The 19,398-nt window shown below is 51.9% G+C and carries 19 protein-coding genes; 4 read left to right on the top strand and 15 right to left on the bottom strand.

The genetic code is table 11. From position 1 onward, the window contains the following. Nucleotides 1-191: 191 nt before the first annotated feature. A complete protein-coding gene (locus tag BN4_RS11760; RefSeq protein WP_015415620.1) occupies nucleotides 192-584 on the bottom strand; it encodes a hypothetical protein in 393 nt (130 codons plus the stop codon). A 587-nt stretch (nucleotides 585-1,171) separates the two neighbouring features. Further along, entirely contained in the window at nucleotides 1,172-1,846 is a 675-nt protein-coding gene (locus tag BN4_RS11755) for a CBS and ACT domain-containing protein (RefSeq protein ID WP_015415619.1), read from the bottom strand. Between the two features lie 254 nt (nucleotides 1,847-2,100). On the opposite strand from BN4_RS11755, the gene BN4_RS11750 reads away from it, so the two are divergent. From BN4_RS11750 to BN4_RS11740, 3 genes are read left to right on the top strand one after another with little or no spacing between them, the layout of a single operon-like run. Further along, complete coding sequence (locus BN4_RS11750) at nucleotides 2,101-3,321, top strand: ABC transporter substrate-binding protein (RefSeq protein ID WP_041721029.1); 1,221 nt, start codon at nucleotides 2,101-2,103, stop codon at nucleotides 3,319-3,321. Then, complete coding sequence (locus BN4_RS11745) at nucleotides 3,318-5,330, top strand: ATP-binding protein (RefSeq protein WP_015415617.1); 2,013 nt, start codon at nucleotides 3,318-3,320, stop codon at nucleotides 5,328-5,330. Before BN4_RS11750 ends, BN4_RS11745 begins: the two co-directional genes overlap by 4 nt. Next, complete coding sequence (locus tag BN4_RS11740; RefSeq protein ID WP_015415616.1) at nucleotides 5,327-6,049, top strand: response regulator; 723 nt, start codon at nucleotides 5,327-5,329, stop codon at nucleotides 6,047-6,049. Before BN4_RS11745 ends, BN4_RS11740 begins: the two co-directional genes overlap by 4 nt. An 86-nt stretch (nucleotides 6,050-6,135) precedes the next feature. Here the strand turns inward: BN4_RS11740 and BN4_RS11735 are convergent, their stop codons facing one another. The 13 genes from BN4_RS11735 to BN4_RS11675 all read right to left on the bottom strand — a co-directional run bounded on the left by BN4_RS11735 (nucleotide 6,136) and on the right by BN4_RS11675 (nucleotide 17,760). Then, nucleotides 6,136-6,705, bottom strand: coding sequence for a peroxiredoxin (locus tag BN4_RS11735; RefSeq protein WP_015415615.1), 570 nt, complete (start codon nucleotides 6,703-6,705; stop codon nucleotides 6,136-6,138). A gap of 9 nt (nucleotides 6,706-6,714) precedes the next feature. After that, nucleotides 6,715-7,248 (bottom strand): peroxiredoxin family protein, encoded by a 534-nt coding sequence (locus BN4_RS11730; protein ID WP_015415614.1) that lies wholly within the window; start codon nucleotides 7,246-7,248, stop codon nucleotides 6,715-6,717. A gap of 240 nt (nucleotides 7,249-7,488) precedes the next feature. Continuing rightward, complete coding sequence (locus BN4_RS11725) at nucleotides 7,489-8,142, bottom strand: P-loop NTPase family protein (protein ID WP_015415613.1); 654 nt, start codon at nucleotides 8,140-8,142, stop codon at nucleotides 7,489-7,491. After that, entirely contained in the window at nucleotides 8,142-8,468 is a 327-nt protein-coding gene (locus BN4_RS11720) for a hypothetical protein (RefSeq protein ID WP_015415612.1), read from the bottom strand. The genes BN4_RS11725 and BN4_RS11720 overlap by 1 nt, the downstream gene beginning before the upstream one ends. Further along, nucleotides 8,458-9,417: a metallophosphoesterase family protein gene (locus tag BN4_RS11715; RefSeq protein ID WP_015415611.1), complete on the bottom strand. Its 960-nt coding sequence runs from the start codon at nucleotides 9,415-9,417 to the stop codon at nucleotides 8,458-8,460. The genes BN4_RS11720 and BN4_RS11715 overlap by 11 nt, the downstream gene beginning before the upstream one ends. Beyond that, the gene (locus BN4_RS11710) at nucleotides 9,407-10,750 is read right to left on the bottom strand and encodes an AAA family ATPase (RefSeq protein WP_015415610.1); all 1,344 of its coding nucleotides are present in this window, start codon (nucleotides 10,748-10,750) and stop codon (nucleotides 9,407-9,409) included. The genes BN4_RS11715 and BN4_RS11710 overlap by 11 nt, the downstream gene beginning before the upstream one ends. A gap of 64 nt (nucleotides 10,751-10,814) precedes the next feature. Next, nucleotides 10,815-11,717, bottom strand: a complete 903-nt coding sequence (locus BN4_RS17260) for a C-GCAxxG-C-C family (seleno)protein (RefSeq protein WP_015415609.1) — start codon at nucleotides 11,715-11,717, stop codon at nucleotides 10,815-10,817. Beyond that, entirely contained in the window at nucleotides 11,710-12,480 is a 771-nt protein-coding gene (locus BN4_RS11700; protein ID WP_015415608.1) for a tRNA1(Val) (adenine(37)-N6)-methyltransferase, read from the bottom strand. Before BN4_RS11700 ends, BN4_RS17260 begins: the two co-directional genes overlap by 8 nt. Nucleotides 12,481-12,482: 2 nt before the next feature. Continuing rightward, entirely contained in the window at nucleotides 12,483-14,030 is a 1,548-nt protein-coding gene (murJ, locus tag BN4_RS11695; protein WP_041721024.1) for a murein biosynthesis integral membrane protein MurJ, read from the bottom strand. Nucleotides 14,031-14,362: 332 nt separating this feature from the next. Continuing rightward, entirely contained in the window at nucleotides 14,363-15,187 is an 825-nt protein-coding gene (gene mutM, locus BN4_RS11690; protein WP_015415606.1) for a bifunctional DNA-formamidopyrimidine glycosylase/DNA-(apurinic or apyrimidinic site) lyase, read from the bottom strand. 66 nt (nucleotides 15,188-15,253) lie between these two features. Further along, a complete protein-coding gene (locus tag BN4_RS11685; RefSeq protein WP_015415605.1) occupies nucleotides 15,254-15,742 on the bottom strand; it encodes a hypothetical protein in 489 nt (162 codons plus the stop codon). Beyond that, the gene (locus tag BN4_RS11680; protein WP_015415604.1) at nucleotides 15,742-17,019 is read right to left on the bottom strand and encodes a ChaN family lipoprotein; all 1,278 of its coding nucleotides are present in this window, start codon (nucleotides 17,017-17,019) and stop codon (nucleotides 15,742-15,744) included. Before BN4_RS11680 ends, BN4_RS11685 begins: the two co-directional genes overlap by 1 nt. A gap of 12 nt (nucleotides 17,020-17,031) precedes the next feature. Further along, complete coding sequence (locus BN4_RS11675) at nucleotides 17,032-17,760, bottom strand: DUF429 domain-containing protein (RefSeq protein WP_015415603.1); 729 nt, start codon at nucleotides 17,758-17,760, stop codon at nucleotides 17,032-17,034. Between the two features lie 195 nt (nucleotides 17,761-17,955). On the opposite strand from BN4_RS11675, the gene BN4_RS11670 reads away from it, so the two are divergent. Further along, entirely contained in the window at nucleotides 17,956-19,380 is a 1,425-nt protein-coding gene (locus BN4_RS11670) for a DNA integrity scanning protein DisA nucleotide-binding domain protein (protein WP_015415602.1), read from the top strand. The last annotated feature ends 18 nt before the right edge of the window (nucleotides 19,381-19,398 follow it).

Raw genomic sequence — 19,398 nt, 5'->3', positions numbered from 1 at the left:
TAGCCAAGCCATGATATTCTCTCACGCCATATTCGGGGAAGGGTCTTTTCACCCCGGTAAACGGTTCCCCACAGAGAGAACCACCTCTTCACCCTGCACCCCAAAAAAAGAAAACCGACTTTCTTGGTCGGTTTTCGTCAGCCATCGTCACCCAGTACTCACAGCTTTTTCTTTCACAAAAAAGATCGGTCCTATCGTTTTTCCTTGATCGGCGATTTTTCTATGAGATCGAGAATAACCAAAGCCCAGGAAAGGTCCCGCTTATTGTCTTCAGTCATTTCGTCAAGAATCCATTCCTTCAGTGGCTTGACCACGGTCTTGAGCCTGCCGGGTCCTGAAAGGCTCAATTGATACGCTGCTTCAAGACTTTCAAGACAGAGATGATCGAAAGCGTGGTCATGCTGCCCCATGTGATGTGCCATCAGCCCACGTACCGTCAACAGGCCAAAAACAATGGACTCGACCTCCCTGTAGTCCCGACCCCAGACCTCGGCACCGGACACTTTGGGCCGGGGCGGGCGTTTAGGCGACGGCTTCTTGCCCATGGCCTGGCGAAATTCATCCAGCGCGACAATACTTCCCATAAAAACTCCTTGATTCCAACTCTGTACCCTCTCTATCGGCTTTTTGCAGAAGACCTTAAGAGGGAAACGGGAAAAAGCACCAAAGGAGAAGAACCGCCCGGGAATGTGGGCGGTTCTTGAGGAGGTTAAAGGTAAACGTTGTCGGTTGTGAGATCATTCTATTGCAGATAACCGGGCTTTCGGCAAGCTATCGATAAACATTTTTACAAAAAAGATTCAATGCGGCTGTTTCCCGATTCCTTCCAGACCTCATGGAACAACCCCTTTGAACCAAGCCACACACCACAGAGTCTTCATTTCCGACCAGAGAGAACATTCTTTTGCAAGGGGCAGAATGTTTCTCCTGCCACCATAAAAAACAGACTTCAAAAGACCTAGGGAGTTTCCCGCAAATGGGAGAAAGAGAGACTGCCTGTGGTGGGATTGTCAGGTGATATCCCCTCCAACTGGAGCATGAAAGAACAATTTCCGAAAAAATCCCCCGGAAACCGCTGTTTCCGGGGGATTCCGTTCATTTTGCACCATTTATGAAAAACGCCTGCAAAAAATCCGGCCTGCTTCTTTGTTTTTATGAATGAAGGCCTTCACTAAACGACACGGTGAACAGGGTCTACGGTCCAATACAGGACGGAGAAGCGCTCTTCCATACCTGCCTTGAGGCGCTTCAGATCAGATTTCTCCATATCACGCAGACGGATATAGACGTTTTTGAGTCCTTCGCTCTCAGGGACATTATGCGTCATCACCGACATGATCCGCGCTCCATTTTCCTTGAGATAATCAAGAATGGGAGCAAGGCTTCCCGGTCCGGTGGAAATTTCGAGGCAGACCTGAACTCCACCTTCATAGATACCTGATATTTCAACCAGTACCTTGAAGACATCCGTATCGGTGATAATACCGACGACAACATTATTTTCATCCACCACCGGCAGGCTTCCGAAGCGGCCTTCAAGCATCAGGACCGCAGCTTTTTCCACTGTCTCGTCTTCGCGGATAGTGGTGACCTTTTTGGTCATGATATCTTTGATCTTGATCTCGGACAGCAGGTAGTAGAGTTCATGCATGTCCAGGGTCGTGGCCTTGGACGGCGATGCGTCCTTGATATCCCGATCGGAAACGATACCGACGATTTTGCCGTTTTCATCCACAACAGGCACACAACTGATGATCTTGTCCTTCATCAATTTGGAAGCCTTCATCATGGAACGGTCCGGGGTAATGGTTACCACTTCCGCAGTCATCCAGTTCTTTACCAGCATATGTTGTCCTCCTGGTGATTACTTACATGAAGATATGGGTTTCTATACAATACTCGTTTCCCATCAATATAGATAACTCACGGCTTTGGCTAGTCTGGAGGCTGTGTACCCGGCCATTTCACCCAAAAAACAAACCTGCCGGGTTAAAATCGTGAGGAGGTGTCCTACCCTTGAGTTTTTCAACCCATGTCAGTACCCATAAGGAACTCTTTGTCATGGTAAAAATGGAACAGTGTCACCTTGGAGTATTTTTTTTGAATAAACCTCTGTGGATATTCATCTATCTTCTTTTGATCGTCACCATGGGGGCCTGTTCCCCGGCTGGCGAAACTGATTCCGTGCGTCCTCCCACACCTGGAGTTTCCGCAGACAGCATCATGCTTGGCTCGTCACTGCCCCTGACCGGTCATGCTGCCTATCTGGGGACGCAAACCCTGCGTGGCGCACAGGCATATATCCGCAAGATCAATGATGACGGCGGCGTCAACGGACGAAAAATCATCATTGAAGCCAAAGACGATTCCTATGATCCGCCCCGCTGCCTCTCGAACACGCAGCAATTCATCATCGACAACGACGTCCTCGCCCTGTTCTGCTATGTCGGCACACCAACTACCGTCAAAGTACTTCCCCTGGTGGAAGAAGCGAGAATTCCACTTATCGGCATGTTTACCGGGGCCAATGCACTCCGAGAACCCTTCAATCGCTATGTCGTGAACATCAGGGCGTCCTACTATCAGGAAACCGAGGCCGCAGTCACTCACCTCATACAGGATCTGGGCATCAAAAAGATCGCAGTATTCTATCAATACGATGCCTATGGATTTGATGGTCTCATCGGGACGGAACTGGCTCTCAAGAAACATCATCTAGAACCCGTGGCCCGAGGGTCTTATATTCGCGGCACCCTCAATATCAAGGAAGGCCTTGAGAAAATACGCACATCCGGTGCCAAAGCTGTTGTCATGGTTGGCACCTATGGAGCCTGTGCCCGGTTCATCTCCAAAGCTCAGGAGCATGACTACACGCCCATTTTCTACAATGTCTCGTTTGTCGGAGCCGAGGAACTCGCTCGCCGCATTGGTAACGGATCACCCACGGTGCTGATGTCCCAGGTTGTCCCCCCTCCCGGTCCGGATGGCACACCACACGACGCGGCCGAAGAATATGTCGAGCTTCTGCACCATTACTTCCCCGGTGAGACACCCAGTTTTGTGGGGCTTGAAGGCTTCTTCAATGCAAGGATACTCGTAGAAGCTCTGAAGAAAGCGGGCCGCAACCTGACACGCGAAGGACTGGTCAACGCCATAGAATCCATACGCAACTATGACCTCGGACCAGGGATGTCCATCACCTATGGTCCCAGGGACAGACAGGGGCTGGATCAGGTCTATTTTACCCATCTCGATCAGGGAAGCTTTGTTCCCTTTTCCGACTGGAAGGACCTTCTTCCCACAACGGAGACCGGCCCGTGAGCGTACAGGACAAAATAATCCAGTGGTTCACTCTCTCCGGCCTGCGTGAAAAACTTCTCCTCTCCATGCTGGTGGCCGTGTTGTTCATCAGTGTCTGTATCGCCTTTGTCTCTCGCTATATCCTGGTCAGTTCCCTGACACATGAATTGGAGATTCGAGGCAAAGCCGTGGCTCACTCCGTTGCCGAACGAGGAGGCTCCTATATCCTGGATAAGGATATCCCTCAGTTGCTGACCCTTATTTTCGACGAGGCCAAACTGCACCAACGGAAGTACATGCTCTCATATATCTTTGTGCAGGATGCGGAGGGAAACCTGCTGGCTCACACCATGACCCGTAACCTGCCGAAGGTTCTGCTGACCAATCAAGTCCCTGAAGGCGAGCCTGATTCTGTCAAACTCATCGAAGTCGAGGACGAATCCATCTATGATGTCGCGGCAGCCATCAATGAAGGGCTTTACCGTATCGGAACTGTCCATGTCGGCCTGAACAAAAGCCACATCGACACCCTGATCGGAAAGTTACGCGTAGCCTTTTTCGGCTTCATCTCACTGATCATCCTGATAACCGCATTTTTTTCTTCATGGCTGACTCGCTATATCACCCAGCCCATTTCCGACCTGACGCGCATCTCCGATGAAATCAGCCGGGGGAATTTCGATATTCCCCTGAAATTCGGCAGAGATGAACAGTGGGATACATCGAATTGCCCGGCTTTTACCAACACAGACCTCCCCTGCTGGCATTTCGATGAATCACGCAGTGCCGATCCCCCCGGCGATGCACATCGGCAATGCGCCAACTGCACGTTTTACCGAAAACATGAAGGAGACGAGGTCGTCCAACTCAGCGACTCCTTCCGCAACATGGTCTGGTCCATAAAACTCTATAGACGCAGGCTGCGAGAATCAGAGGAAAAATACCGTTCCCTCTTCGATTCCGGGCCAGACCCCATTTTCGTTGTGGAATGCGAAAGCGGGGAAATCCGCGATGCCAACCCTCGCACGGTGGAACTTTACGGATTGTCCAGACAAGAGCTCAAGGGCATGAATTTCGAAACCCTTGGGCCGGACCACAATGCCGATTGCCTGGACTATTTTCGGGACGGCGGCAACGGCTGCGTCTATTTCCCCAAGAGAATCCATTACAAGCTCGACAATGAACCTTTTTTTGTCAATATGCATGCCTGCCCCATCTCGTATCGAGGTCGTCATGCCATCATCATCGCCGTAACAGACATCACAGAGATGATAGAAAAAGATGCCCAGTTGATACAGGCGGGCAAAATGAAATCTCTTGGAGAAATGAGCGCAGGCGTTGCTCATGAAATCAACCAGCCCCTCAATGTCATCAAGATGGGAAGCGAATTTCTCTCCATGATGCAGCAGGAGAATATCGAGGTTCCCAGAGAACATTTTCTCCAGGTTGTGGCTGATATCTCCACTCAAGTGGACCGGGCCGCCGAAATCATTAACACCCTGCGCTCCTTTGGTCGCAAATCCGACTTGATTGAAGAAAAAGTCAACATCAACCAACCGGTGACGGCAGTGCTCTCCATGATTCGGCGGCAGTTTGAACTGGAAAACATCCGCTTTGAACTGGAGCTGACCGAGGGGCTTCCTCCGATCCTGGCACACTCCAACAGACTGCAACAAGTCCTGTTCAATCTTGTGGCCAATGCCCGAGACGCAATTAATGAGAATTCATCGCCCAACGCTCCGGCCAAAGAACGTCGCATCACGATACGAAGCAATCAGAATGGCAATTTCGTCTATATTGAGGTGCAGGATACGGGCACAGGCATTTCAGAAGAAGACCAGCACAAAGTCTTTGAGCCATTCTTCACGACCAAGGAAACAGGGCAGGGCATGGGACTTGGCCTTGCCATCACATATGGCATTATCAAGGATTATGGCGGGGATATCCGCATAACAAGTGAAAAAAACAAGGGAACCGTGTTTCGCATGCAATTTCCCGAAGCGGGCACACGAGGAGGTTCCACAGCATGACAACGAAAGAAAAAATATTGGTTATTGACGATGAGCAACCCACATTGCGAATGTTTACCCTGCTGCTCTCAGCCTATGGATACCAAATCATTACCGCTGAAAACGGGCAGGAGGGCTTCGAACTGTTCAAAAAAGAACGCCCCAACCTCGTCCTAACAGACATCAAAATGCCTGTCATGGACGGCATTGAGGTCCTCAAACAGATAAAAAGCGTCAATCCCCATGCCGAGGTCATCGTCATCACCGGGCATGGCGACATGGACCTGGCTATTCAGGCGCTCAATCTGGATGCCACGGATTTCATCAACAAACCGCTACAACGCAAAGCGCTTGAGCAGGCGTTGTCCCGCGCCGCCGAGCGGTTGGAGATCGCCAGAAATGAAGAGGGGCAGGTCTCTCTTGAAGAGCGCGTCAAAGCTGCGGTCATTGGGGTACGCGGAAATGTCACCACCAATACCATCCCGCATCTCACGGAAACATTCAACAAGGCAAGGAAGCTCGACAAGTCTCTGGTACTCATCGACTTTGAAAAGAATGCATCCATCAACGGAGCCGGACTGACCGGACTGACCACGCTCCTGCAATCTCAACGGGATGCCGGAGTCCGGGTGGTCCTGACCGGCCTTTCCACCAATTTCAAAGCTGTGTTCGAAATGGTCGGTATTACCAAACTGGCAAAACTCTTCGACTCGGAAGAGGAAGCCCTGAAAGTCCGCTAATGCCCTTTGCCAAAGGGAAAAAGGCGGTATACCCGGTCTCGGCTATGCCGCCTTTTCATGACGACATATTTCCTGCACAAAAACGGCTACTCCAGGGCTTGCAGAGCCTTGACCAGAACTCCCAGATCAGGCCGGGAATTGATATCGTGGACATCGATGAAACGAATCATTCCCTTTTTGTCGATGACAAATAACGCCCTTTCCGCAATACCGTCACTGCGAAGCACTCCGTAAGCATCCGAAACCCCACCATGAGGCCAAAAATCAGAAAGCACGGGGAACGTAATGGTGTTCATGGATTCAGTCCACGCAGCCTGGGAAGGGGTATTATCCACTGAAATGCCTATCAACACAGTGTCCAATTCCTCAAATATTTCCTGCGCAATATTATACCCAGGCCACTGGTCAGAACACACAGGCGTCCATGCGGCAGGCACAAAGGAAAGGATCACGTTTTTTTTACCACGATAATCCGAGAGCCGTACTGTGCCACCGGACACCGAAGGTAATTCAAAATCAGGGGCCATATCACCCGTAGCAACCTTCAGTTCGCTATCTCGCGGTTTGAGATTCCCCATCGAATAATATTTTTCATGCGCCAGTGCCGTCGTGGCCAGAAGCACCAACCCCAGAGCAAATATAAATCTTTTTTTCATGAGCAACTCCTACTTGAGTCCGGTCGTCTCCTTGATTGCGTTCAAAAGAGCGTCCATGTTTTCCGGCTCCCCTTCCTGCTTGAAGATCACTTCAGGAGTGGGACCGAGTTTGATGATATAAAAAGTCGGTGTGCCTATCTCGCCCAGTTGCTTGTGAATGACGTAGTCTTCATCCATAAACAGTGGAAAAGGCACAGTGTATTTTTTTTTGTAGAAGGCAATTTCATATGGCGTATTACCAAGTCCTATGCCCATGAACCGGATACGGCCAGTCGGATCGGCCTCAGTCACGGTTTTATAGAGTGCGTTGATCGCCGGGGCATCACGCTGACAAACCGGACAGTACATGCTGTACCCTTCGATAAAAAGATACTCTGCCTTGATGTCGGTGAGCTTGATCGATTCGGAACCAACGCCGAGATACGCCTGTTGCTCGGGCGTCAGTTGACCTGTGAGCGCCAGATTCGGGAACACCTGCCCGGCAAGAGCCGATGATGCGATCATGACAGTGGCGATGAGAAGGAAAGTCTGAATGCGTTTCATGAACAATCTCCTGATGCAGGCAGACGGGGATTCAAGCCGTTGCCATACGATTGCTTTCGGGGAGGAGCTGAACTGCATTCGGAGAACACTGTGAAAGCACGGTCCTGCCCCGTTATAATTTCATTTTGAGAACAACCGAATGGATATTCCCTCTTTCATATTTCATGGGGTCTCTTGAAAAGGCGCAAAAGATATGTTCTTTGCCCCGATCCTACACCGCGAATCAAAGAATATCACTCCCTATTTGACCTGTACGACTCTTGCACCGGAATCCTTGTCCGGCCGCAATTCGAAAATCCGGTCGGCTGCCCCGGAAAACAGGTCAAGCGGGTGATGACTGATCACGAGGAGTTGCAGGGAAAGTCTTTCTGCTATCTCATGAATGAGTTGCATGAATTTCGGCACCAGAGCAGGTTTGAGCCAGCAGTCCTGCTCATCGAGAACAAGAAAGGGCCTGTGCTTTTCTTCCGGCAATTGAGACAGGGCGATAAGCCGAAGGCCCACGGAAAGGATGTTGCAGACCGAGCCACCCTGCCCGCTCATGATATCTTCCACCTCATCCTCATTTCCCCGATTACGAATCTGAAACTGTATCTGAAGGCGGTTGTTCTTGACGTCCCGTTCAGTAAAGACCACACGGTCCTGCCCGAGAATTTCACGAATCGCATGGGTCAGATTCAATTCCACCTCATCGAGAATCTTGCCGAAAAGAGTCTTGGACAACTCTTCCAAACGATCCTTGGCCGCAGGAGCCAATACGAGAAAGTTCTGAATGGCTCCAAGCTGTTTCCGCACTCGTCCATGCTCCGCATGCAACGCCTCGGCTTTGGCAGACAGGCGGTCGTGACGCCTCTCCAATGCCCTCAAATCCGTTCCGGGAAAGGGAGTTTCCACTAGCCGTCTCCATCCGTGCGGTTTTCGACCTGTGCCAGATCACTCTGAACCGTTTGTATATGTTCGCGATATTCTGCGACAATACGCTCATTTTCTTGACGTTTATCCTGTAAAAGACGTTGCAGTTCTTTCGGGTCACTGGTCCCGTACTCCTCCAAAGCCTGGGCCTTGAGGGCATCAAGGCGGCCGGATAAATCCGCCACCTGCGTTTCGGCCCGCACCCGCTGATCGCGCAGATGTTCATACTGCCGCCGCAAGCCGTTCAACTCCTGCTCCAGCGTCACGTCCGGATTCATGCCTGCTCCATTGGGATTATCATTCACCACGTACAACCTCCTCGTAAAGCTCCCATATGAGTTCCCCTTCACGGGTCTCACGAGGGACATTATCAGTCAAAAACTCTTTCAACCCCATGCCTTCTTGTGTCCGTTGCCAGGCCAGTCTTTCCAGTCCCTTCACGTAATCAGACTCCCCTTCCACCTGAACTTCTTCAGGTGGTAATTCCTGATCAGGAAAGACCGCTGCAAAAGGTTCAAAGGGAATAACCCATTTTTCCAGATCACCACATCCGGGGGTCCAGATGGCCGCCGCCGGTTCCCGAGTCATGGATATGCGCGTAAAAGTGAGCCGGGTCACATTGCCGGGATTGGCCCACGAAGTCTGCCCTTTGGTCAAGGTCGGCTGCGGGCGATGTATGTGCCCGTTTATCAGCCAGTCAATACCCGGCAACTCTTTGATGGAGTAAGCTTTCTCCATAAATTCAGGGAACTGGATATTATGATGGGAAAGCCAGATCACGGTGTCAGGGTCACCCTCCTGCTTTTCGTATCCTTTGGGCAATGGAGTCCCGTCAGGGCTGGCACCGACCAGGACATCTCCTTTGTCCGTCTTCAGACGAAACTGGGGACCATCCTCCTTCATGAGTCGAAGCACTCCAGCCGCCTCCAGAACAGCAAGACTTACGTCATCGGTAAAACGGGCCTGATACTTGTCGTGATTTCCCACTAATGCCCAGACCTGATCATTGCCCTGCCGGGAGCCAAAAAGCGCAATGAGATCCACAAGCATCTTGTTGGAGTTGTCACGAGGCCAATGAAACATGTCGCCAAGAAAAACCACGGCGAGGTCCAACTCCCGCGCCCGATCCAGACACGCGGCCATCTTGTTCATGATCTGATCGAGATAACCATCCAGCCGTTGACCCGGCGGAGTGTCCGCCAGATGCGGGTCCGCGATCAGGAAAAGCCCTTTGGCTTCAACGACATCAACCGTCATGACGACACCCCCGATCAAGGAAGGCTTCAGCGTTGATGTCCGCACCGCAAGTCGGACAGCATCCCACTTCCCCGACCCGGTATGCGATGTCATCCTTCAATGTCTCCAACTGCTTCTCCAATGCATCGAACCTCTCCTGCGCCCGCTGCCTGTCCAGATCAAGAGACCCTATTTCTCCAAGCAGGGACTCCAGCGCCCCGCACTCGGTCACGCTGGGAGGCTCCACAACAGACTGCAAGACTTCAGTTCGTCGTTGCTCCCGACGTGCCCTATATATGGAAGTGATCAAAGCTTCTGTCAGCTCCGCAAGACCCGAGGTCTCCGCCGGGACCGGTGGTGCGCTCAAGCCATCCATCGCTGCGCATCCAGCCCTCGCAGTACGCAAATCCTTTGCCAACTGGCGAAAGTGGTCACAAAACAAAGCCAGACGGGACGTTTTCTCAATTTCCGGAAGTACCCGCAAGACCGACAGTACCCTAACAACTCCCACGCCTTTGCTAAACGCTCGAAAAACATCACCCATATGTGTAATCAAAGAATTCAAATCGCGGACTTCAGTCAGAGCCGGAACCGGTTGAACAGCATTGAGAGATGTAATTCTCCTGCTTTGGCGCGCCAGATCATCCAACAGAGAGCCGTAGGTGGAGAGAGTCTTTTCCAGCCTTGGGATCTGATCCTGAACGGTCTGAGCCTGCGCCTCCATCTCCCGCGCCTTTTCCAGGTTCATTTCAATGCCCGGCAAGGAATAGAATGCGTCCAAACTATCATGAACAGAGTCAAGACGATCCTCCAATTCCCTTTCGGAGCGTTTGGTCTCCTGCGTCTTGCGCTTGAGCAGATTTTGCATGGCCAGAAGATGCGCACCTTCCGTGGAAGCGGCAAAGAAAGCTGCTGCATTGGAACCGGGCTGATTGAGCAGAAAAACCGGTTCGCGCTGATTGCCCACATGCACATCGATTTCACCACCGGTTTCCAACTCAACGAGATCAAGGCGAAGCGCCGCCAGGACTTCTTCGGGCGGTTTCCGACCAAATTTCCAATACTTCTGTGGTTCTTCCATACCAGGACGCCACATTTCATACCCGGAGGAGCGCTTTTTGCGTATCCAGACAATCCTGGTACCATCCTCCAACTCCACCGTGACCCGCGCCTCCTGTGCGCCATGCCGAATGTAATGCTTCGGGATAGGGTTGGTCGCCACGCACCGCAGCCCTTCGACAAGAGCAGACTTACCCGTATTATTGGGACCAGTCAGCGCATTGACGCCAGGACCGAGCTCCAGTTCAGTGCGCTCATGAGCCATGAAATTTTCAAGAAGTATCCTGGTTATCATCTGCTTACCGAATAAGTTTTAAATCTTTTCATATAGGTATTTTTTCATTATCGAAAGCTTATCGTCATGGATAACGGAGTTGTTCCTGACACTGATGGCACCATTCCTCTGGACCAAGCTCACGCATGGCTTCATTCCGACTTTTCCAAACAGCGGCCAGCGCCTCGGGCATACCATGTTTCCCGCAAGGGAAATACTCACATTGGTAACAGTAATCCACCCCGTGTTCCACCACACATGTGGAGACGGCACACTCCCTGAAAAGGCCCCCACTCCCACGGCATCCCGTACAGCTTCCCCGGCTGAAAAAGTCCAGCATCTCCCTGAAGGCCGGATACTGGGCAAATACCGGATTCGCGTGCCGAAACCGTTCGGCATAGACACCAAAAGAGTCTCCCAGCGTGGCAGCCAGACCAACGCTCAAAAGTTGAATTGGCCCACTTTCATATGCCAGACATTTCCCGCATAAAAGCCCGCATGGAGCGAGCCGGGACTTGAGACTCTCATTCTCATCCGGCAGAAAGCCATGCTCCTGAAGTAGACCGAGCGCTGTCTCAATGGCAAAAACAGCTATTTCAATACAGGTTTCGACAACTCGCTTCTGCTTGAATTGCATACGGCCTGCATCCGAAGCCAGATTGCACCCACAGAGCTTGGTACAGGACAGAGACTCGTACTGTTTGTCAAATCGTTCCATAAATTCCTGCACCAACACATACACTGGCTCATAGTCCTCTCCGACTGTGCGCCGTCCCGCATAGAGGCCAAGCCCCATGATCGCGCCAGAGACAGCACCACACTGACCATCTGTCCGCGCACCGCCGCTGCAAAATCCGGTTGCCATACGAACGATGTCGGACGAGTCACGGCCTCCTGCCTCGGCCATGATCGACACAACGGTCTCAGCACAGTACAATCTTCCGCTCCCAAAGAATTCGGTCACTCTTTTGCTAACGAAATCACTCATGCTCATCGCTTCCTTCATGCTTGGAGCGTAAAAAAGGACAAAATTCCAACACCTGCTCGGTCAACTGCGTCTGTTTCCCATGCCCCTGATGCAGGACAAGCGGAGGCTCGACGATCAGACCACCCCCTCCGGCTTTGATTGCTTCGATCAGCACCATGGTGGCATTTTCATCAGCCCGACCATGGACCATGCGCATTCTTTTGGGCTCCAGACCATTTTTCGACAACACTGCCAGCAACTCGGGGATGCGCTCGGGGAGATGGACAAACGTGAACTTTCCCCGTGTCTTGAGGGCAAGAGCGGCACACCGGGCAAATCCGGCAAAATCTCCCTTGCCTTCAAAGCGGGCCGCTTGACGACTCTCACCCTGGCTGACTCGGCCCTGCCCGAGCTTTCTGTATGGAGGATTTGAGACGACAAAATCCACCACAGCATCAGGCCGCCATTCCTTCACATCACCCTGGGTGACATTCATCATACTGGAGAAATGGAGTCTGACACTATTCTCGCGGGCACACTCCACAGACAGAGCTTCACTCTCCACGCCGAGTATCTTCAAATCCGGACGACGGAGTAACATGGCAAGCCCCACCACCCCACAACCGCACCCAAGATCAAGTCCGGAATGACGCCGTCCGGGATGAACAAAACAGGCCAGCAAAAGTGAATCAAGGGAAAACCGATACCCTCCCTCGGGTTGGACCATGCCGCGCGGGAAAAAATCGCGCTGCTTCAGAATGGCATTCGTGTCGAACTCAACCACGATTATCCCTCCCTCACTTTTTTGCGTCTGCGAATTCTGGTAGCCACAAGTCCTGTCAATAAACGAGCTTCCTGCATGCCAAGCATATGGCCGGCTCCGATGTAAAAAACACACCAAAACGGGATCAGCGCAAGCCACCACGGGTGCCATACTGCGGTCAGAAACGCACCGACGCCGACAATCAGGCTGAGCATGACAGATTTGACCACCATACCAAGACCAATCAGCCCTCTGCCCCGTTTTTGAACCAGAAGAACGTACAAACAGATAAAGTTGAGAAACGAAGAAAGGCTGACCGCCAAAGCCAGCCCCACATGAGCAAGTGATTGCATCAGAAAAATGCCAAGGCCCACATTGCTGAGAAGGCAAAGGACAGCAACCCGAACAGGAGTCCTGGTATCTTCCAGGGCATAAAATCCGGCGACCAGGGGACGGGCCAGAGCGATGAATGGCAAACCTATCGAATAGGCAACCAAAGCCTGAGCTGTGGCAGAAACCGCTTCAGCCGAAAAAGCACCGCGCTCAAACAGCAATCCGATAACCGGATTCGCAAGCCCTATCAGACCGGCAGCTGATGGCAGCGCTATAAACAGTGTCAGTGCGAGTGAAACGGAAAGTGCCCCATCGAATTCTTCCATCTCTCCTCTGGCAGCCAGTTTGGCCAGACTTGGCAGAGCTGCCGTAGAGACCGCTATGCCGAAAACACCAAGGGGAAATTGGACCAGCCGATCAGCATAATACAGATAGGAAACAGACCCCACAGGCAGGTAAGAGGCGAGCAAAGTGCCGAGCAGAATATTGATCTGATAAACCGCAGCCCCGAACACGGTGGGAAGCATGAGCATCCCCATCCGGGCGACCCCCTGGTTTCTCCAACTCCACCCCCCTTTCCAACGAAACCCTGATGAAAACAAAAACGGCTGCTGAAGCAACAACTGCCCGACTCCACCCGCCAGAACCCCATAAGCCATGGAATAGGCAACGTTCAGCCCGAAAAAATAGCCGATCAGCGCCGCTCCGATCAGCGAGATATTTAGCACGACCGGAGCAAGGGCCGGGGAAAGAAAATGGTCTCTGGCATTGAGAATACCCATGCACAAAGCCACGCCGCAAATGAAGATGACATATGGAAAACAAATGCGGATCAACTCCACTGTTGCCTGAAACTGCACAGAATTATCAAGGAATCCCGGTGCAATGATCATAGTCAGAGGCCCAGCACTCAATTCCACCAGAAGCGTGATGCAGCCGAGAATGACACACAACCAGATCATCGCGGAGCGTGCCATGGCTTGAGCCGCCTCTTCCCCCTCCTCTTCCATGATCCTCGAGAAAACCGGAATAAAAGCCATGGTCAGTGACCCTTCACCAAAAAGCCTGCGCAACAGGTTTGGAATACGGAAGGCCACAAAGAAGGCATCCGCAAACATTCCTGCCCCCAAGGCAAAAGCAACGATGACATCTCTAACAAACCCCAAGAGACGTGAAATCAATGTCGCCCCAGCCACCACTGCGGCTTTTTTCGCAATATTCTTTCCGTGCTTATTCACTTCTGTTCCCGGATTAACGACGATGGCGTAACTCCCTGAAATCTTGTTAGCCACCTTCTCTAAATTTTTACTAGACTTTATTTAATATACTCAAATACAATAGATTAATTGGAAAATTGTATTATACTTCAGTTTTAACTGTCTGAAAGACATTTTTTTGAGTCAAACTTATAACTTCTTGGAATATAATAAGATATTGAGAAGCAGCTTTTAAGACAAAAAGCAACGAGTTATCCTGTCTTTCCACTCATGAACCACAATGCACAGACAGGCTTCACCAGAATATCCGCGTCCAGGTCCACAAACAACTTTCACAGAACATTGCGGACTTGTCACCCCTGGTTTCGACGCTGACATCGAGGGCAGAATGTCGAGCTTCTTCCCGCCACTTTGACAACCTCCAAGACACTCTTACACGTCCGGCATGGTTCCCCTTTTCTCCCATACACAGTGAAATTATTTTGAAATGCCCCGGCATCACCATCTGCATTCACGTAATTTCTTATGGAGCTCCCATTCTCGGCTATGGCCTGCTTGAGCACACTTTGCAACTTTGTAAACAACGAGACTCGTCGCGAAAGGCTGATGATATTCCCCGGTGTTTCCGGGTGGATACCAGCATGAAAAAGGGATTCATCCGCGTAGATATTGCCCACTCCGACAACCACGGACTGGTTCAGCAAGAGGGCCTTGATCTTGCCTTTGCGCCCTTCCAGTCGATCGGCCAATATCCGGGGAGATGTTTCCAAAGGTTCAGGACCACATTTTTCCAGAAAGCACCAACTCCCTAATTCTTCGGCCGTAAAGGAACGCACATAGCCGAACTTTCGCATATCTGAAAAGGAAAGCAGGGAGCCATCATCTAAGGAGAGAAAAAGTCGGTCATGCTTCTGCGCCCGCCGAGTGGGGCCATGAACCACCCGGCCAGTCATTTTCAAATGAAAAGCCATGGTCATGCCCTCGCTCAACTCAATCAACAGGACCTTGGCCCGACGGTAGGCCCGAACTATGCGCCGCCCCAGAATCCGGGGGAGCAGGGTTGCAGCTGGTTCGCTGAGTCGCGTCAGGTCAACATGGTTGGCTAAAGCTATTCTCCGCCCCGGCAGGGTTGAGTCGAGTCCGCGGGCAATTACTTCCACTTCAGGTAGTTCGGGCATGGCCCCTGAATACCTGAAAACCCCGCGCCTGAAAAGTTTTCCCTGCCCTACTGAACGTCCAAGGAATTATCGACAGAATGCTTCCAACAGTATGGATTCGTGGTCGCTCTCCGCACTGATCCAAAAAACGAGATCGCCGCTATACCAGATGAGGTGGACCATGCCCATGCCTTCAAAATGATAGACCGCCTTGCCTGCATGATCGAAACGATGCGGGTTCCGAAAAGGAGAATTCGGATTCTCGAACATCTTGTGGACCATCTCACCGGTCTGACGCCGCGCCTCCTGCTCCGAGCTGACACGGGAAACCCAGACTTCTGCCGGATGATTCGTACTCCCCGGAATCGCATATCGGGCCACAGCACTGGCCTCGGCCGCAAGGCTCTTGCCATGAAGCCGATTCACTTCCTTCTGTGCAGCCGATCCGGTTATCAGTTCGATACGCTCCAGTTCGCCCACCGTCTGGACCATTAGGCCTGGAAGCCCCTGGCCAAAAGCTTCAATGGAAGGCAATAAAACCAGAAGACACACAAGAATAGACATCAATTTTTGCATCAGTTCTTCTCCTTCCCGGCAGCGTCATCCACATTCTGCTTCGGCATCATCTTCTTCATGCCCCCGGCCATTCCATGTTTTTTATTCCCGGACATCGTCTTTTTCCCCTGTCCCAGTTTTCCCACATTCACTTCAAATATTTCAGAACCTCGCCGGACAGTGAAAACAAGTTCCTTGCCCAACTCATATGTCTTGGCACCAGCCATGTGGAGGCTGAAAAGAGACTCCAGCCTGATTCCGGCTGCTTCCACAAGCACATCCCCTGGCCGCAATCCGGCCTTGGCCGCTCTGGAATCCCGCTTGACAGCTTCCACCAGCAGCCCTTCCGTTCCGGTGGCAACAAGGGTCGCCCCCATCTTTGATTCATAGGTGTCTGGACAGTAGAACAAGGCATCAGCCGCTTCGTCGTCGAAGTCACCACCGCGCCACGGCATGAGTATAAAAATCTTCGCTCCCGGCTCCAGACGTCGGATACGCCGGGCTATACCCCACCCGTTCTCCACATGACCACCACCGGCTATAACCATGACCGGCCAATTGTATTCTCCATGGAGCCGAACAGCCTCCTCGGCCATCTTAGAATCCCAAATGGATTGAACCAGATGAAAACGATCTCGTTTGATCGTACCCTTGGTATCCTTTTCGAAATGCTGAGAAAAAATCATATCCAAAAAAGGAACCTGGGCATTGGACGGGGGAACAATCTCCTTGGGAAGAAATGCCCGCTCCTCATCGGTCAGGCTTTCAAGCCCTTCCCTGGTGATCTTCCTGGTCACTCGTGTCGGGACATTCAACCCGGCAACAGGCAAGCTGTTTCGCCGGGCAATTTCAAAGAGACCGCGAAAAAGTGAATACGAATATCCCCACTTCGTCTTCCATTGCAGTTCTTCTTCCAGATCATCCATCTCTATCTGGCCCTGAGCGAAATCATCGAGAATGGGTTGCATATCAACAGCGACCATTTCCAATCCCACCGCCAAAGGCACATTAGAGGATGTCAGCTCGCCCAGCACCTGTTGTTGCATCTTGTGGTCACAGACATTCCTGTGCCCTTCACCTATCAAAATATAGTCCTTCCCCCGCATCATTCCCATAACCTCTGCAGGAGAAAGAGGATCACCATATCCAGAAATAAAATCCCCCCGATTGGGCAGGAAGGTCACCTCAAGAGGCGGATGGTGCACTGTTTTCATACAGGCTCCCAAGGTCAGTAGCAGGACCAGGAGTGGCACTATCATGCCTTTTTTCCAAGCCATGGACATGATTTCGCATTGCATTACAGTCTCCCTTTATCGGGGGTTGGAAAAATCATGATACCAGACAGCCATGGGAAGCCCGGTCTCGTCTTGGGGCGGTTCCTCCACCCCGGCAGGGAAGAAGCTCGGTCTACCGTCGCATTCTTTTGCAACAACCGCCAGAACCATGGCATCCAATATATCATCGGCAGCCACGTTGGTCCGCGTATACCGCTCCCGAACACTGACCAGCAGATCTTCCGCGCTCTTGACAAATTTTCTTACGATTTTCATGCGCTCCAAGGTACCAAGAAAATCCTTTTTCCCATAAGACAATGGCCCCCCGGCACAGTGGATAAAACATATCTCAGGGTGGGACTCAAAGACCTTTCCCTGTTCCTTTTGGTGGGCCTGAAGCCAACGGTCAACTTCTCGAATTTTTTTGCTGATTCCCAGTGATTGCTCAGATAACGACTTACCGGTCAATTCCTGATTTATCGATTTTGCCTCTGCGTTTGTCCTAGCATAAAGAGCCTTTCGAACCGGCGTATTAAAAATGGAACTCTTGAATCCCGGCGGCAGGAACCGTCGAGCTTCCATATCAGCCCCCCTGTCCCCTTCGGCGGCCAATCCCACGGGGATATCCACAAAAAGACGTTGAATATCCGAATGGGCATCCCATATTCCGGCAAATTCGGGAAAAACTTCACACCGAACCCCGGTTTTGTCCATGATCGCCGCCATCCAGCCACACTTGCACGCATCCACACCAACATATTTCATCCTCTCTATATACGCGTCCAACGGGCGGCAAGCAAACCTCTTTCCATCGTTGCACAACCGCCACGCAAAAAAGAATCAGAAGGCAAAGAAGGTGAGGTCCATCCATGCGAGTGTATCTGGACTTTCTTCACTCTTTGAGGCTACATGCATACACTGCATCCACACCGGATACCCGCAACGTCAAGGGAAGAGCACATGAGTATGGCATCGTTTGAAAATATCTGCATATTCCATATCCTGGATGGACTGCGGGACGGCCTGTCCCACTTTTCCCATCCCAGCCGTGCTGCGCTTATCTATGCCGAGACTCCAGGTTCCCCTCCCCGCATTTGCGATCCGCAGGATCTTCTGAGTGGCCACGAACCCAAGCTCAGAGACTACTACCTCTATTCCAACCAATGGCGAGGAGATGCCGTCACCGGACGGGAAATGCAGCTTAGAGAAGATGAAGAGAACGACCTCGGCCTCTCCGGTATTATTTCTTTGGTCGCCCGTTCCAGACATATGCACTATCAGGCATGGTTTACGGAACAACACCCGGATATGTGCTCAGTGGGACCGACAGAGCGTTGGCTGGAATATGCGGCAGGCCTGGTCTCCCAGAATTTTGCGACCCGCGATGTGCAGAATCTCGACACAGCCGGATTCATACTCCAGCACTGCGCAACCCACGCTATCAGAGACTACATCGTGGACGAACGAAGTCGCCAGGGCTGGCTTGACACCCGAATCCGTGTCTACCCGTTTCTTGATGCCATACTGGGCGTCTCCGCCACGCAGGAAGAAGGAGAATGGCCGCGAGGGAGAGTGGTCGTGGTGGAACCGAGCCAACTGGATCGGGTCCGATTCATCTGCCGATTTCCTTCCCTGGAACAACCGCACCTGCACGATATCAAGCATGTCCGCAAGCTTCTTCAGGCCGTTGAAGAATCCGGGCGGGTCCTTGTCTCGGACGGCCAACGCATCCTGGGTATTGCCATCGGCCCCATGCCCGGCTCCTATCTGGCAGCACAATTCAGCGGTACACATGGATTTCTCTGGATCAAGGACAACCTCATTTGCAGCTTTCTCGACGGTCGATTCCACTCATCAAACCAACGGGCAAATCTCGTTCAACTGGAAGAGCAGCTTCTGGAAACCGAAATGGAGATGGGAGAACAGCACACCCTGCTCAAAATAGTTTCCCTCCTGGTCAACCGGGTACGCGACCGCAAGCACGGGTGCACTCTGGTCATTGATACCGGCGAAAATCTGCTGACCATGTCCGGCCAGCACTTTGAAAAGGATCTTGACCTCCAGGAGAGCAGTCAACTCAAACTTGCCTGTTCCCTGGCCAAGCTTGATGGTGCACTCCATATCGGCCGCGATCTGAAACTGCATGGCTTCGGATGTCTGATGGACGGGCGGAGTGTCCCCGGTGAAAATCGGGCGCGTGGCGCGCGATTCAATTCAGCCCTGCGTTTCACAGCAGAGCATGAAGAGATCGTTGTTGTTGTGGTCTCGGCAGACAGGCCGGTCTCCATCATCAAGAACGGAGTGGAACTGACGGCAAAGTGCCATTTTGAACAAATCCACGGCCTCCCCAGACCTCCCCTTCTCGCCGAATGGATCATGGCCTGACCCATGGCCCCGATAAGT

It is taken from the genome of Pseudodesulfovibrio piezophilus C1TLV30 (assembly GCF_000341895.1).
Classification (GTDB): Bacteria; Desulfobacterota; Desulfovibrionia; order Desulfovibrionales; family Desulfovibrionaceae; genus Pseudodesulfovibrio; species Pseudodesulfovibrio piezophilus.
This window is presented reverse-complemented; position numbering and strand designations above follow the sequence as displayed.

Coding starts and splice junctions, on each gene's coding strand:
- BN4_RS11730 (WP_015415614.1), bottom strand. CDS start 7,248: ATGAAACGCATTCAGACTTTCCTTCTCATCGCCACTGTCATGATCGCA.
- BN4_RS11680 (WP_015415604.1), bottom strand. CDS start 17,019: ATGCAATGCGAAATCATGTCCATGGCTTGGAAAAAAGGCATGATAGTG.
- BN4_RS11685 (WP_015415605.1), bottom strand. CDS start 15,742: ATGCAAAAATTGATGTCTATTCTTGTGTGTCTTCTGGTTTTATTGCCT.
- BN4_RS11670 (WP_015415602.1), top strand. CDS start 17,956: ATGAGTATGGCATCGTTTGAAAATATCTGCATATTCCATATCCTGGAT.
- BN4_RS11710 (WP_015415610.1), bottom strand. CDS start 10,750: ATGATAACCAGGATACTTCTTGAAAATTTCATGGCTCATGAGCGCACT.
- BN4_RS11755 (WP_015415619.1), bottom strand. CDS start 1,846: ATGCTGGTAAAGAACTGGATGACTGCGGAAGTGGTAACCATTACCCCG.
- BN4_RS11675 (WP_015415603.1), bottom strand. CDS start 17,760: ATGAAATATGTTGGTGTGGATGCGTGCAAGTGTGGCTGGATGGCGGCG.
- BN4_RS11760 (WP_015415620.1), bottom strand. CDS start 584: ATGGGAAGTATTGTCGCGCTGGATGAATTTCGCCAGGCCATGGGCAAG.
- mutM (WP_015415606.1), bottom strand. CDS start 15,187: ATGCCCGAACTACCTGAAGTGGAAGTAATTGCCCGCGGACTCGACTCA.
- BN4_RS11735 (WP_015415615.1), bottom strand. CDS start 6,705: ATGAAAAAAAGATTTATATTTGCTCTGGGGTTGGTGCTTCTGGCCACG.
- BN4_RS11715 (WP_015415611.1), bottom strand. CDS start 9,417: ATGACGGTTGATGTCGTTGAAGCCAAAGGGCTTTTCCTGATCGCGGAC.
- BN4_RS11740 (WP_015415616.1), top strand. CDS start 5,327: ATGACAACGAAAGAAAAAATATTGGTTATTGACGATGAGCAACCCACA.
- BN4_RS17260 (WP_015415609.1), bottom strand. CDS start 11,717: ATGAGTGATTTCGTTAGCAAAAGAGTGACCGAATTCTTTGGGAGCGGA.